This is a genomic window from Paraliobacillus quinghaiensis (genome assembly GCF_003426025.1).
Classification (GTDB): domain Bacteria; phylum Bacillota; class Bacilli; order Bacillales; family Amphibacillaceae; genus Paraliobacillus_A; species Paraliobacillus_A quinghaiensis.
The window spans coordinates 123,098-135,838 of the sequence record NZ_QJSH01000007.1 but is presented as its reverse complement, the minus strand read 5'-3'; the positions used below and the strand labels follow the sequence as shown (position 1 = coordinate 135,838).

The 12,741-nt window shown below is 35.5% G+C and carries 12 protein-coding genes and 1 rRNA gene; 2 read left to right on the top strand and 11 right to left on the bottom strand.

Features of this window, described 5'->3' with window-relative positions; translation table 11 throughout:
* From D2K40_RS06890 to D2K40_RS06860, 7 genes are all read right to left on the bottom strand, one after another.
* A 16S ribosomal RNA gene (locus D2K40_RS06890) occupies positions 1–92 on the bottom strand; the annotation flags it as partial.
* A gap of 321 nt (positions 93–413) precedes the next feature.
* Positions 414–1,283, bottom strand: a complete 870-nt coding sequence (locus D2K40_RS06885) for a nucleotidyltransferase-like protein (RefSeq protein WP_117154281.1) — start codon at positions 1,281–1,283, stop codon at positions 414–416.
* 216 nt (positions 1,284–1,499) lie between these two features.
* A complete protein-coding gene (gene perR / locus D2K40_RS06880) occupies positions 1,500–1,931 on the bottom strand; it encodes a peroxide-responsive transcriptional repressor PerR (RefSeq protein ID WP_117154279.1) in 432 nt (143 codons plus the stop codon).
* A 205-nt stretch (positions 1,932–2,136) separates the two neighbouring features.
* Positions 2,137–2,700 carry a cob(I)yrinic acid a,c-diamide adenosyltransferase gene (locus D2K40_RS06875; protein ID WP_117154277.1) on the bottom strand — a complete coding sequence of 188 codons (564 nt, stop codon included), beginning with the start codon at positions 2,698–2,700 and terminating at the stop codon, positions 2,137–2,139.
* A 2-nt stretch (positions 2,701–2,702) separates the two neighbouring features.
* On the bottom strand, positions 2,703–3,653 hold the full coding sequence (locus D2K40_RS06870; RefSeq protein ID WP_117154275.1) for a D-2-hydroxyacid dehydrogenase: 951 nt from the start codon (positions 3,651–3,653) through the stop codon (positions 2,703–2,705).
* A gap of 259 nt (positions 3,654–3,912) precedes the next feature.
* Positions 3,913–4,383, bottom strand: a complete 471-nt coding sequence (bcp, locus tag D2K40_RS06865; RefSeq protein WP_117154274.1) for a thioredoxin-dependent thiol peroxidase — start codon at positions 4,381–4,383, stop codon at positions 3,913–3,915.
* A 53-nt stretch (positions 4,384–4,436) separates the two neighbouring features.
* Positions 4,437–4,883 (bottom strand): potassium channel family protein, encoded by a 447-nt coding sequence (locus tag D2K40_RS06860; protein ID WP_117154272.1) that lies wholly within the window; start codon positions 4,881–4,883, stop codon positions 4,437–4,439.
* Positions 4,884–5,040: 157 nt separating this feature from the next.
* Between D2K40_RS06860 and D2K40_RS06855 the strand changes: the two genes are divergently transcribed.
* On the top strand, positions 5,041–6,330 hold the full coding sequence (locus D2K40_RS06855; RefSeq protein ID WP_117154270.1) for a glutamate-1-semialdehyde 2,1-aminomutase: 1,290 nt from the start codon (positions 5,041–5,043) through the stop codon (positions 6,328–6,330).
* 352 nt (positions 6,331–6,682) lie between these two features.
* Positions 6,683–7,756, top strand: a complete 1,074-nt coding sequence (locus D2K40_RS06850; RefSeq protein WP_117154268.1) for an FUSC family protein — start codon at positions 6,683–6,685, stop codon at positions 7,754–7,756.
* 457 nt (positions 7,757–8,213) lie between these two features.
* On the opposite strand, the gene D2K40_RS06845 is transcribed toward D2K40_RS06850, so the two are convergent.
* The 4 genes from D2K40_RS06845 to mutY all read right to left on the bottom strand — a co-directional run bounded on the left by D2K40_RS06845 (position 8,214) and on the right by mutY (position 12,153).
* Entirely contained in the window at positions 8,214–9,983 is a 1,770-nt protein-coding gene (locus tag D2K40_RS06845; protein ID WP_117154266.1) for an ABC transporter ATP-binding protein, read from the bottom strand.
* A 118-nt stretch (positions 9,984–10,101) separates the two neighbouring features.
* Entirely contained in the window at positions 10,102–10,632 is a 531-nt protein-coding gene (gene ntdP, locus D2K40_RS06840; RefSeq protein WP_117154264.1) for a nucleoside tri-diphosphate phosphatase, read from the bottom strand.
* Positions 10,633–10,783: 151 nt separating this feature from the next.
* On the bottom strand, positions 10,784–10,966 hold the full coding sequence (locus tag D2K40_RS06835; RefSeq protein WP_117154262.1) for a gamma-type small acid-soluble spore protein: 183 nt from the start codon (positions 10,964–10,966) through the stop codon (positions 10,784–10,786).
* A 95-nt stretch (positions 10,967–11,061) separates the two neighbouring features.
* Positions 11,062–12,153 carry an A/G-specific adenine glycosylase gene (gene mutY, locus D2K40_RS06830; protein WP_117154260.1) on the bottom strand — a complete coding sequence of 364 codons (1,092 nt, stop codon included), beginning with the start codon at positions 12,151–12,153 and terminating at the stop codon, positions 11,062–11,064.
* Between the last annotated feature and the right edge of the window lie 588 nt (positions 12,154–12,741).

Here is a 12,741-nt window from a genome sequence, read left to right as displayed (position 1 = left end):
CCGAAGGGGTCATCTTGCTTCCCGCGCTCGACTTGCATGTATTAGGCACGCCGCCAGCGTTCGTCCTGAGCCAAGATCAAACTCTCCATAAAATGCGAGCTTGGTTGCTCATTTAAAATACTAGCTTGTTTCTTACTTAACATACTGGTTGTTTCGTTCAGTTTTCAAAGATCAAATTGTTATTGCTGTTTTTGCGACAGCTTTTATATTATATAACTTACACTCATTAAAGTCAATAACTTTTTTTTAGAAATTCTTTTCTCTGTAAAAGCAATCTCTTTAAGAGCGACCAACATAATATAGCATGATTGCTATCATTGTGTCAACAACTTTTTTAAAGCCGTTTAAAGCGACGCATATAAATATATCATGGAGACAACTATAGCGTCAATACCTTTTTAAAAATAAAACTGTTATTCATTAATCTTATACTCACGATGGAAAATCTTTTTACCTTTAGTGTCTACAAGTTCAACAGATATAAGGTCTTTATCAATTAAATAATCAAGCATCGTACTTAAATCTAGCGCATAAAACTGAATAGATGGATGTACAGTTAAATCTCCATAACTCCATGACTCTTGTGATGTACGCATAACATCTAATAAATGAACAGCCGATTGCTTCGCACGTGAACTTAACGAGAATTCAATTGCAATTATCATTAACTCAACTCGTTTTGCAATATCCTCATTACTACTAATTAACTCTTCATATAATTTATAAATTTCGGAATCAATCCGTCTAATCTGACTCCAAACAACTACTTCTGGATGGTATCCCTTATCTATAATAGATAACCTACCGAGACTGTGTAGGGAACTTAACACCTTACTGTATGCATCCAAATAATGACCAGAACTAAACAAATCTTTCGCTTCACTATAGTTACGTGTGAGTTTAGCAAATTCAATTGTCATTTTTAGTTGTCTCTTTTCAACCGGGAAATCTTCAAGCTTACTCTTTAACTCTGCAACATACTCATTACGATCAAATAAAACTTTTCCAGTCATAATCCATTCAACTGATCGGTGATACGAACCAGTATCGATCCAATAATTTAAATGACCTTCTTCAACAATATGCATTGCGGCTGTTTTTTGTTCGAATTGATAATGTTTCACAAACCAGGGTTGATTCGCTTTAGAAACGATGACTAATAAAATGACGTCAAAGTTGTCAGTAACTGGACTCACTTCTTTTTTCTTTTCTACCATTAATATCCCTAATGTATTAGGATGGCTTGCTCTTTCTTGGTAAATGGGACGTAAGACATTTTCCATCACTTTATCCTCCATACGTTTCATTTTAATTATTAATTCGTGAAATCTACAAAAAATCCTTCTAAAAATTAAAACTTCATTTCCTATTACACTACTTGCGACAATTACTATACTATACTGAACGATCATAGAAAAATGCAAGAGAAAAATGAAAGGTATTATATAATAGAAGAAAAAAAACCTTTCTTACCTAATGGTTAGAAAGGGTGCAGACTACTAATTTTTTGTTTTACATTCTGGACACGTACCGTAAATCTCCATACGATGATGACTAACATCAAATCCTGTTACTTGTTCAGCAAGTGATTCAACTTCATCTAAGCTTGGATAATGAAAGTCAACAATCTTGCCACAAGACTCACAGATAATATGATAATGTTTTGACGTATTATAGTCAAAGCGACTTGAAGCATCACCATAGGTTAGTTCACTTACAAGTCCAATTTCACGAAAAACACGTAAATTATTATATACGGTAGCTACACTCATATTAGGAAATTTCCCTTCCAAAGCCTTGTAAATATCATCAGCTGTAGGATGGATTTCAGCATTTATTAAAAATTCTAGCACCGCATGACGTTGCGGTGTGATCCGCACACCAGATTCCTTTAACCTGTCAACAGCTTCTTGAATCCTTACATCACTCATCGGCATGCACCTCACTTTCGGGTAGAAGTGTATTACTTCTCTACACATTATAAAAAAAGCAATTAGTTAATGAAAAGGTCTTAGGTAATTTAAAACTGTATCATTTATCGTTCTAATACAATTATTACATTATAATTCTTACAAACAGTGTAACCGCTAATCAAACATTCTGTCAATAAAAGTATCAGAATAGACACAAAAACTTCTATTTTTCAACTTGTATCGTCTTCTCTTCATATGAACTAAAGTAATTTACATAGCGTGCAGCAACAAATAAATAATCAGATAAACGATTCATATAAGAAAGGACATGGGGTGAGAGCTCATCCTTTAAACCTACTGCCAACCTTTCTCCTCGTCTCACAATCGTTCTTGCACTATGCAACGAAGCTGCTGCTGGATGTCCCGATGGCAAAATAAACTGTTTTAATGGACTCAACTGCTTATCCCATTCATCAATCTGTTCCTCTAGCAGTGTTATATATTCTTCTTTAACAGACCATGGAGCGTTACTACCTGGTGCGGTTGCAAGTTCAGACCCAACATGAAACAAATGATTTTGCACTTGTACTAAACTTTTAATGAATTTTTTCCGTTCCGATACTGACCAAGAAAGCTTCTCCCCATTATGACTTAAAGCTAGTCCAATCATAGCATTTGCTTCATCACATGTACCATAAGCTTCTACTCTAAGGTCGTTCTTTGGAACACGTTTACCAAATATTAATGATGTCGTACCGTCATCTCCAGATCGTGTATAAATACGCAATTTTAGTACCCCCGCTTTAGATCAATTAGATTTACTACTAAACTTCCATCTTTTAAGTAAGTCTTCAAATTCTTCTCAAACAATTCCAATGCTCTTGGAATATAATGCAGTGATACGCCCGAAATATGAGGTGTCATTGTTACCTTCGGGTGTTGCCATAATGGATGTGTCTTAGGCAACGGCTCTTGTTCAAATACATCTAAGATCGCGTGAGAAATTTGATTTTGATCTAGTGCCATAATTAATGTTTCACTTTGCACCACATCGCCACGACCCATATTAAGAAAAACAGCAGAATCTTTCATCTCTTTAAAATGTTCTTGTTTATAAATATATAGTGTCTCTTCCGTACTTGGCAAAATAGAAACAACAAAATCCGCTTCTTTTAATCCTTTTAAAATTTCATTCGTTTGATACATTTGATCAAAATTATCACTTGGCTTTCCACTTCTAGATACACCTATCGTCTTCATTCGAAATGCTTTTGCTAAACGTGCTAACTCCTCACCAATTGCTCCTGCACCAACAATCGTCATTGTCCGATTTGAAATCTCTTTTATTTCCAAACTACTATCCCATTCACGTGCATACTGATTACGCCATAAAGTATCATTTTGACGGTAAGCATTGAGTAGCATAGAAATTGCATACTCTGCCATTGGTATTTGGTGGATAGCTCGTACATTCGTTAATTTTATACCGTTCTCTTTAATTGCTTGTAACGGCATTTCATCCATTCCTGCTGATAGAAGCATAATCCACTTTAACTTTTTAGCTCTTTTTATATGAGCCACTGTCAAATCCGAACCAAACGTTAATAAAATATCCGCTTCTGATAACCTAGCTCCTGCTTGATCGACGTCTTCTAAAAATTGAAATTCAACAGCAGGATATTGCCTGATTAAATACTCTCTAGATTCTTTTGTTAATGTTGTTGTTGCTAAAACGAACATCAGAAAACCTCCCAAACAATTAAGTAACATTATAATTAGGATATCCTTTTTCACTTGTTTTGAAAACAAATACACTTTAAACCTATTATGTAACAAAAGTACAAGGCGATTCCCTGTACTTTTGCTCGAATTGAGAGAGAAGGTTATTTGCTTTCCTTATACTTTATGGTGAGATTTTTTTCTTGTATAGCATTTTCACCTATTTTCACGAAAATAAGAAAAAATCCACTACTTTAATAAAAGTAGCAGATTAATCGGTTTAATTTAAGTTTTCACGAATAAAGGTTAGAGCTTCATCTGTATGACCGTCTACCTTCACTTCACGGAATTCTTTTTGTACAACACCATTTTTATCAATAATGAAAGTTGAACGTTCATTCCCCCAGTATTCTCTATCTGGTTTTTTCTTTAATTTCCATACACCAAAACTCTCAGCAAGCTCATGCTCATCATCTACAAGTAGTGTGAATGGAAGATCATGCTTTTCTTTAAATTTCTGATGACTTTCCTCAGAATCAGGACTAACACCAATTATCACAGCATCCAAGTCAGCAAAACTTTGTTGATTATCACGGAAGGAACATGCTTCTGTGGTGCAGCCTGGTGTACTGTCTTTTGGATAAAAATATAAAACAATGTGCTTTCCAGCATAGTCTGTTAGTTTAACTTTGTTACCACCACTATCTTTCATTTCAATGTCTGGTACTTTTTGGCCTATTTCAATTGTCATTTCTTACCCTCCTAAAAAATCTATAATTTTAGCGTAACCAAAACAGAGCTATCTTACAAATCATTCACCTTCTGTTTCGCTCGTTTTTTATTTGCTTGCTCTAAATGTGTGTGTTGCCAAACCTTCAGAAAGAAAGTCGCGGGTAGAATATAGCCAATTAATGCCTCGACTAAAGCAATTAACCTCGCCCATCCTATTGGTGTAATATCCCCATATCCTACTGTCATTAATGTTACACCACTAAAATAGAAAGAATGTGCCAATGATTCGAGTGTACTAACATCTCTCACTTCACCAAACTCTAACAACAACTGACCTTGAAAAGATAATAGAAAATAAATCATCCCGAAACTTACTAAAACAATAAGATAGACAAATATTAATGCATAAAACAATTCATAAGAAAAATAACTGCGCTTATATGTTTTTTCAAAAATAAAAGAGTATATACTGGCTCCCATTAACAAGAGAATAATCGTAATTGATACAGACGCTAGCATCAAAACACTCCCTAAATAACTTGTCTTTCTATTAGTTTACGATTCAAGCGTATTGTGATGACAAAAGATGTAGGTAAAGTGCAGTTCCCATCTAAATTTTTGCTTAAATTAAACAAGTGCTATAATAAAGAGTAATAATTTTATGGAGGGACAATACATGCAATTTACAAATTCAGAAGCATTACATAAGGAAGCGCAAGAACACATTGTTGGTGGCGTTAATTCCCCATCACGTGCTTATAAAGGGGTCGGTGGCGGAACACCAATCTATATGGAAAAAGGAGAAGGTGCGTATTTCTGGGATGTTGATGGCAACAAATATATTGATTATCTCGCTGCATATGGACCGATCATTACGGGACATGCACACCCACATATTACAAATGCCATTACAGAAGCAGCACAAAACAGTGTACTATTCGGTACACCAACTGCACTTGAAAACAAGTTTGCTAAAATTTTAAAAGATGCTATTCCATCATTAGAAAAGGTTCGTTTTGTTAATTCAGGTACTGAAGCAGTTATGACAACAATTCGTGTTGCGCGTGCTTATACAAATCGTGAAAAAATAATCAAATTTGCTGGTTGTTATCATGGCCATTCAGATATTGTATTAGTTCAAGCAGGTTCTGGCCCTTCCACATTAGGGAATCCAGACTCAGCTGGTGTCACAAAAGCTACTGCTCAGGAGGTTATTACTGTTCCATTTAATGATATTGAGGCATATAAAGAGGCGCTTGATCGATGGGGTGATCAAATTGCAGCTGTTTTAGTTGAACCGATTGTTGGTAATTTTGGAATAGTTGAACCAAAACCTGGCTTTTTACAACAAGTAAATGACCTTACCCATGAGGCTGGCGCACTCGTCATATATGATGAAGTTATTACAGCTTTTCGTTTCACCTATGGAAGTGCGCAGCAAATAGTTGGTGTAGAGCCTGATATGACTGCTCTTGGAAAAATAATTGGTGGCGGACTACCAATAGGAGCATACGGTGGTAAACAAGAAATCATGGAACAAGTTGCTCCACTAGGCCCTGCCTATCAAGCAGGTACGATGGCTGGTAACCCTGCTTCAATGTCTGCAGGAATCGCTTGTTTAGAAGTCCTTCAAAAACCTGGTATTTATGAAGAATTAGATAGACTCGGAAGAATATTGGAGGAAGGTATTTTAGAACGCGCGGAAAAGCACGCGATTCCTCTAACAATTAACCGATTAAAAGGGGCACTAACTGTCTATTTTACTACTGAAAAAATAGAAAATTATGCACAAGCCGATGCGAGTGATAGTGATATGTTCGGTAAATTCTTTCATCTCATGTTACGCCAAGGTATAAATCTAGCTCCTTCTAAATTCGAAGCCTGGTTTTTAACCATAGCACATACAGAAAAAGATATCGAAGAAACATTAGAAGCTGTTGACATAGCCTTTGAATCGCTTCAGTAAATTGCATTTTTTAATAAATATACACTAAATTGCCGGTTTAACAGCTAAAAACAGTCATATATACAAACATACGAATATTTATAAGTTTTTAGATTGATTCTACCTAGCGGCTGTGTTATGATTATTCTGAAAATTTAATATTTTCTATTCATGCTTTTTACTGTCGATTTGTATGACTTCCCTTCAAAGCATGAGTACTTGACCTATACATGTATGATATATGTATAGGTTCTTTTTTATGTAATTTATAGTTTAGTGCTGATAATTTGTGGCTATATCGTCTATAATCAAACATATATTATATACAAGCTATTTTAAAAGGAGGGCTGGGCGCTTTTTTGCCAGATTACTAATGAAATTAGGAGCACGAATGCTAAAAACTGGATTAGCAGTTGCTATAGCACTTTATACTGCATCATTGTTAGGATTTCCGTCAGGAATATTTGCTGGAATCGCCGCGTTGTTTGCAATTCAACCGTCAATCTATCAATCTTTTCAAACGATTATTGAACAACTACAAGCGAACATCATTGGTGTAACAATTGCTACATTAGTGGTATATACACTTGGAAACGATCCCTTTGTCATAGGTTTCACAGTAGTTGTTGTTATTGGCGTTTGTCGCTATTTAAAAATGGGAGACAGTACTGTATCTATTGCTTTAATTGCTGTTATAGCCGTAATGGAAGCAACAGAAATGGAAGTTTATCAATTTGCATTAATGCGATTTGGATCATTAATGCTAGGGATATTTGCTGCATTTTTAGTCAATCTATTATTCTTACCTCCAAAGTACGAGTCTAATTTATTTTTACAAATCGATCGAATTACTTCAGACATCTTACAGTGGCTAAGGATAACAACACGCCATCTATCAGATGATCCATCATTAAAAGGAGAAATCGCACGTATTCAACAAGATGTACGCCGAATGGATCAAACATATTTATTATTTTCTGAAGAGCGGACTTATCTAAAAAAGAACCGTTTATCTAAAGCTAGGAAATTGATTGTATTCCGCCAGTTAATTGCAACTACACGAAAAAGTTTTGATGTACTAAAAGCTTTCCATCACTTGGATGAGCGTATTAAATCAATTCCACCTAACTTTCAAACAGCTCTAGTACAGGAATTAGATAAAGTAATTCATTCACATGAACGACTGTTACTAAGCTTTATGGGACGTATTAAACAAAAAAATGATGAAACATTACACGCCATTTCGGAGCCTGACATTCCGCATTTAGTAGAGACACTAATTGAAATGTATCAAGATAATGAAAATGATGATCGCTTGATTTTCTTACCATTAGCTTCACAACTAATGGAGTATCACCATCACTTAACACATTTACAAACACTGTTACACAGCTATCAAAAGTTTCACCAAAATGAAAAACTAGAATTTTTAAACGAAAGAAACTAAAACAATCAAAAAAAGCAGATCAGCCTCAAAAGGTTGACCTGCTTTTTTAATACTTTCTAAAAGATTGTTGTTTGTGACTATATTAATATAGACTACATCTTAAGCTTATAAGGCGCTACGTCGGCAAACGGATTCCCTTTCCGTGGTCTTCCTACGCTAGTTGGTGGACCTAGTCATGGTTTGGGATATTAACACTCAATAAGCTTTTCTGCCACTAAGATGGGCTGTGATCATTATATTTTCAAACTATCTAGCGGATCAAATAAAATTGGCGACACTCCAGCAGGAACAGCACGGTCTGAAGATCCACTCGGAAGTGTTCTTTACTTCCGAGTTAGCTGAAGCCGTGCCTGCGGAAAGGGAGCCAATTTCATTTGAGGAGCGGGTTAGCAACTCACTTCACTAGTTAATGCGCTTTTTATATCAAGTCCAAATGTATAAAAGGAACGATACTTCTCTATGTCAACGGTAGTGTACTATTGTCATCTAATTGTTGTACTTGATATAAGTTATAATAGCCACCTTGTTTATCCATCAATTGTCCATGCGTTCCTTGTTCCATTACTTGCCCATTTTCGATTAGAATAATGCGGTCTGCGTGTGTAATAGTCGACAAGCGATGTGCCACAATAAATGTCGTTCGGTTAGAAGCCAGTTTTTCTAATGCTTCTTGAATTAAATGTTCACTCTCTAAATCAAGTGCTGAAGTGGCCTCATCCAATACGAGGATTGGTGGGTTTTTCAAGAAAATACGAGCAATTGCAACTCTTTGTTTTTGCCCTCCAGATAGTTTGACACCCCGTTCACCTACTAACGTATCATAACCTTTTGCTAAATTCTTAATAAATCCATGCGCATTTGCTGCTTTTGCCGCTTCTATTACTTGTTCATCAGTAGCATCAGGATTACCCATTCGAATATTCATTGCAATCGATTCACTAAACAAAATATTATCCTGTAGTACCATACCAATTTTGTCGCGTAATGATCTCGCTTGAACATCCCGTATATCCGTACCATCTATTTTAATTGAACCACTTGTCACATCATAAAATCGTGGAATTAAGCTAATAATTGTTGATTTCCCACCACCACTCATTCCAACAAGGGCGATCGTTTCACCTGGTTTAACATCTAATGAAATATCCTCTAAAACCATGTCTTCCTCATCTTCATACTTAAAAGTAACATGATCAAATATTATTTCTCCATCAACTTCTTCTATATTTTTAGCATTCGGTTTATCTTTAATATCGTACCTTTCATCCATAAACTCATATACACGGTCTATCGATGCAATAGATTGAACCAATACAGTAGAAGAACTTATTAAACGACGAAGTGGACTATACACACGATCCATATAACCAACAAAAGCGGCAATTGTACCAACAGTTAAACCACTTGTTATGGCGAAGTAACCTGCAAATGCAATTACGAGTAGTGGCGCCAAATCTGTAATGGTGTTCATTACAGCAAACGTTTTAGCATTCCATGTTGTATGATCAATTGCACGATCAAGAAAATTTTTATTTTGATGCTCAAATTGTTCTTTTTCATAATCTTCTAAAGCAAAACTACGTGTAACTGGAATACCTTGTACCCTTTCATGTAAATGCCCTTGTACTTCTGCAAGTGCTTGAGAACGATTCTTGGTTAAATTACGTAATTTTCCATAAAATATGCGCACTGCTAATCCATAAAGTGGGAATAGTGCAATCGACACAAACGTAAGCCGAACGTCCAAGGTTAACATAATAGCAATAGCAATAATAATGGTTACTAAGTCTAGCCAGATATTCATTAAACCTGTCATAACAAAATTTTTCGTTTGCTCCACATCGTGAATAACACGTGAAATGATTTCACCTGTTTTGGTTTGTGAATAATACTTTAAACTTAATTTTTGAATATGATCAAATAAATTCTCTCGAATATCAAATAAAATTTTATTACCAGTCCACTGCGCTAAATATTGACGGTAATATTCAATTGGTGGACGTAATACAACAAAAATTATAAAAGCTCCTCCAACAATTAGAAGTAGCTCATTTATCTTTTCCGTTTGCGTCAATTGCTCTGCACCGACAATATCATCAATTACATATTTTACAATTAACGGCATTAATAGTGGGATACCGAATTTAAATACCCCTATAATTACAGTTAGAAATATCCGCCATTTATATGGTTTTACAAACTCTAAATACCGTTTGATACTACTCAACACTTTCACCTCTTAGATTCTTAGCTAGATTAAATCCACAAACAATACAAAAACCTTGTCCGATAAGACAAGGGCGTCTGCACTCAAACTCATTTAACTATTATTACATCCAGAACTTTCACGAACGATAAGTCAAAAATAATTCATACCATTGCTCAATACTTTCATGTGAAAATGGTCCTTTTCGTTGTCTTACCCAGTATAACAAGTGATCTACATTGTTCTTTAAAATACGATCTAGCACACCTGGATAATTCATCTGCTGGTGATGTAGTTCATATTCATCTTCATCCAATAACGTATAGGTCATATCAGGAAATACTTTAACATCCAAATCATAGTCAATATACTTTACTGCATTATCTTCCTGAACAAATGGTGAACTAATGTTGCAATAATAATGGATCCCATCTTGCCTTAACATAGCAATAACGTTAAACCAATACTTTGTATAAAAAAAGCATATTGCTGGCTCACGTGTGACCCACGAACGTCCATCACTTTCGGTAACTAGTGTCTTGTCATTTGCACCTATTACTTTATTGCTAGTTGCTTTTAAAACTTTGGTCTCTTCCCATATACGATGCAACTGACCATTATGTTTATAACTATGTATTTGTATGGATGTACCAGGTTCAAGGCCAGCCATCATATCTTCCTTTCTTCACTTATAAGGTAATAATATATATTATAACTTTTATTACGACTAAAAGAAAATAAAAAACATATTAAACATAAAAAGAGCTCTCCATCATAATGAAAGAGAGCCCTTTTTACTTCCTATAAAGGAATAGGTCTTACTACTGCTTTTTTTGTCTAGATTGTTCATTTTGTTTTCTTACTTCTTGTACATTTGTTTCAGAAGCAAACTCAGTACCGTATTGACCTTGGCCTTGTTTAGCTTGTTGGTTTTGCTGCTTTACTTTTTGAACATTAGTACCAGCAGTTGTTTGGTTCGGCTGTTGATTTTGTTTTTTCGCCATCTCATATCACCTCCGCAACAATTAATTTATCCAATTTCAAATTTGTTATCCAAATAAATTCGAAAAAAATAATGGTTGCAAAACTTCATAGTTAATCAGCGCGTTTGATTGAGTTGATCCACTAATTTTTGATGGGGAACTGGGAAGGGATACTTCTCCAAATAATTCAAATCAACAAAACGTCCCTGCTTTAAATCAGCATTTGAATTAGTTATAGTTACATGTATCACGTCCATTTCCCAAATAACATGAGAAAAAACATGTTTGATTGGCAATAATTTTTTATCAAAGTTAACTGATAAACCGTAAACCTGCTGAATCCAAGTTAATATATGTTCTTCATCAACTTCATGCTTTTCTACCATTGGAAACTGCCACATACTAGCGAGTAAACCGGTATCTGGACGTTGTTCAATTAAATACTCGTTATTATCATTTTCAATGGCAAAAGCATAATATCCTATGCGCTTCTGTTTTTTAGCTTTTGATTTAATTGGTAATTCTGTTTCGACTCCATCGCGAAACGCCTTACAGTGTGTCTGTACTGGACAGAGCATACAAGATGGTGATTTAGGTGTACAAATTAAGGCACCTAATTCCATTAAGCCTTGATTAAAACTGGAAGGATTCTCATGTGATATTAAAGCTTGAACCGCAGCTTCAAAAATACGCCTAGAGCGAGGTTTAGCTATATCTTCCTCAATCCGGAGTACACGTGATAATACACGCATAACATTACCATCTACTGCTGGCTCTGGAATATCATAAGCTATGCTTAATATTGCCCCTTTGGTATACGGGCCTACACCTTTTAAAGCAGCTAATTGCTCGGGGTTATCTGGCACTTTCCCATTATAGGCTTCAGCTACTTCACGTACAGCATGTTGCAAATTACGTGCGCGCGAATAATATCCAAGGCCTTCCCATGCTTTTAGTACTTCTTGTTCATCAGCATATGCTAACTTCTCTACTGTTGGAAATTTACTGATAAACCGCTGAAAATATGGAATAACTGTATCAACTTTTGTTTGTTGTAACATTATTTCTGATACCCAAACTTTATAAGGATCTTGATCTTCACGCCATGGAAGAATTCTCTGCTCCATTTCAAACCAATCAATCAAGTCATTTTTAAATTTTGTTATATTAAAATCGTTTAACAAATCCTGTAATTCATTCTCTTTCACTTACACTCATCCTTCATGTTGCATTAATAATATAGCAATATTTTTTGTTAAGAATAGAAATAAATTATAATGAAAAATATATAAGTAACTATAACCTTGTTCCTCTGACTCTCTCCTCAAATGAAATTGGTTCCCTTTTCGCAGGCACGGCCTCAACTAATTTTTAGAAGAAGAGCACTTCTAAAAATGGATTTTCGGCCCGTGGGACTGCGATTACTCGTCCCATCGAAAACATTTGCTGTTCCTGCTGGAGTGTCACCAATTCCATTTGAACCGCTAGTGTAACTCGTGATTTAGCAACATATACATTGAATGCTACATGAAAAAAGCACGCTATCTAGCGGAGCAAGTGAAATGGTCGAGACTCCTGTGGGAACAGCGCGAGCTGAAGATCCACTAGGAGGTGGTTTTTGCCTCCTAGTTAGCTGAAGCCGTGGGGCTGCGATTACTCGCCCCATCATAAAGCCCTGCCCACGGAAAGCGAGGCCATTTCACTTGTGTAGTGGGTAAGAAAGTTTCACTATTGCGCATTTATATCAAGTCTGAATATTTACAAGTAACAATGTTTACAAAAAAACACAAAGTAAA

Coding starts and splice junctions, on each gene's coding strand:
- D2K40_RS06860 (WP_117154272.1), bottom strand. CDS start 4,883: ATGCTAGCGTCTGTATCAATTACGATTATTCTCTTGTTAATGGGAGCC.
- D2K40_RS06835 (WP_117154262.1), bottom strand. CDS start 10,966: ATGGCGAAAAAACAAAATCAACAGCCGAACCAAACAACTGCTGGTACT.
- bcp (WP_117154274.1), bottom strand. CDS start 4,383: ATGACAATTGAAATAGGCCAAAAAGTACCAGACATTGAAATGAAAGAT.
- perR (WP_117154279.1), bottom strand. CDS start 1,931: ATGAGTGATGTAAGGATTCAAGAAGCTGTTGACAGGTTAAAGGAATCT.
- ntdP (WP_117154264.1), bottom strand. CDS start 10,632: ATGGCTGGCCTTGAACCTGGTACATCCATACAAATACATAGTTATAAA.
- D2K40_RS06850 (WP_117154268.1), top strand. CDS start 6,683: ATGAAATTAGGAGCACGAATGCTAAAAACTGGATTAGCAGTTGCTATA.
- D2K40_RS06885 (WP_117154281.1), bottom strand. CDS start 1,283: ATGGAAAATGTCTTACGTCCCATTTACCAAGAAAGAGCAAGCCATCCT.
- D2K40_RS06855 (WP_117154270.1), top strand. CDS start 5,041: ATGCAATTTACAAATTCAGAAGCATTACATAAGGAAGCGCAAGAACAC.
- D2K40_RS06870 (WP_117154275.1), bottom strand. CDS start 3,653: ATGTTCGTTTTAGCAACAACAACATTAACAAAAGAATCTAGAGAGTAT.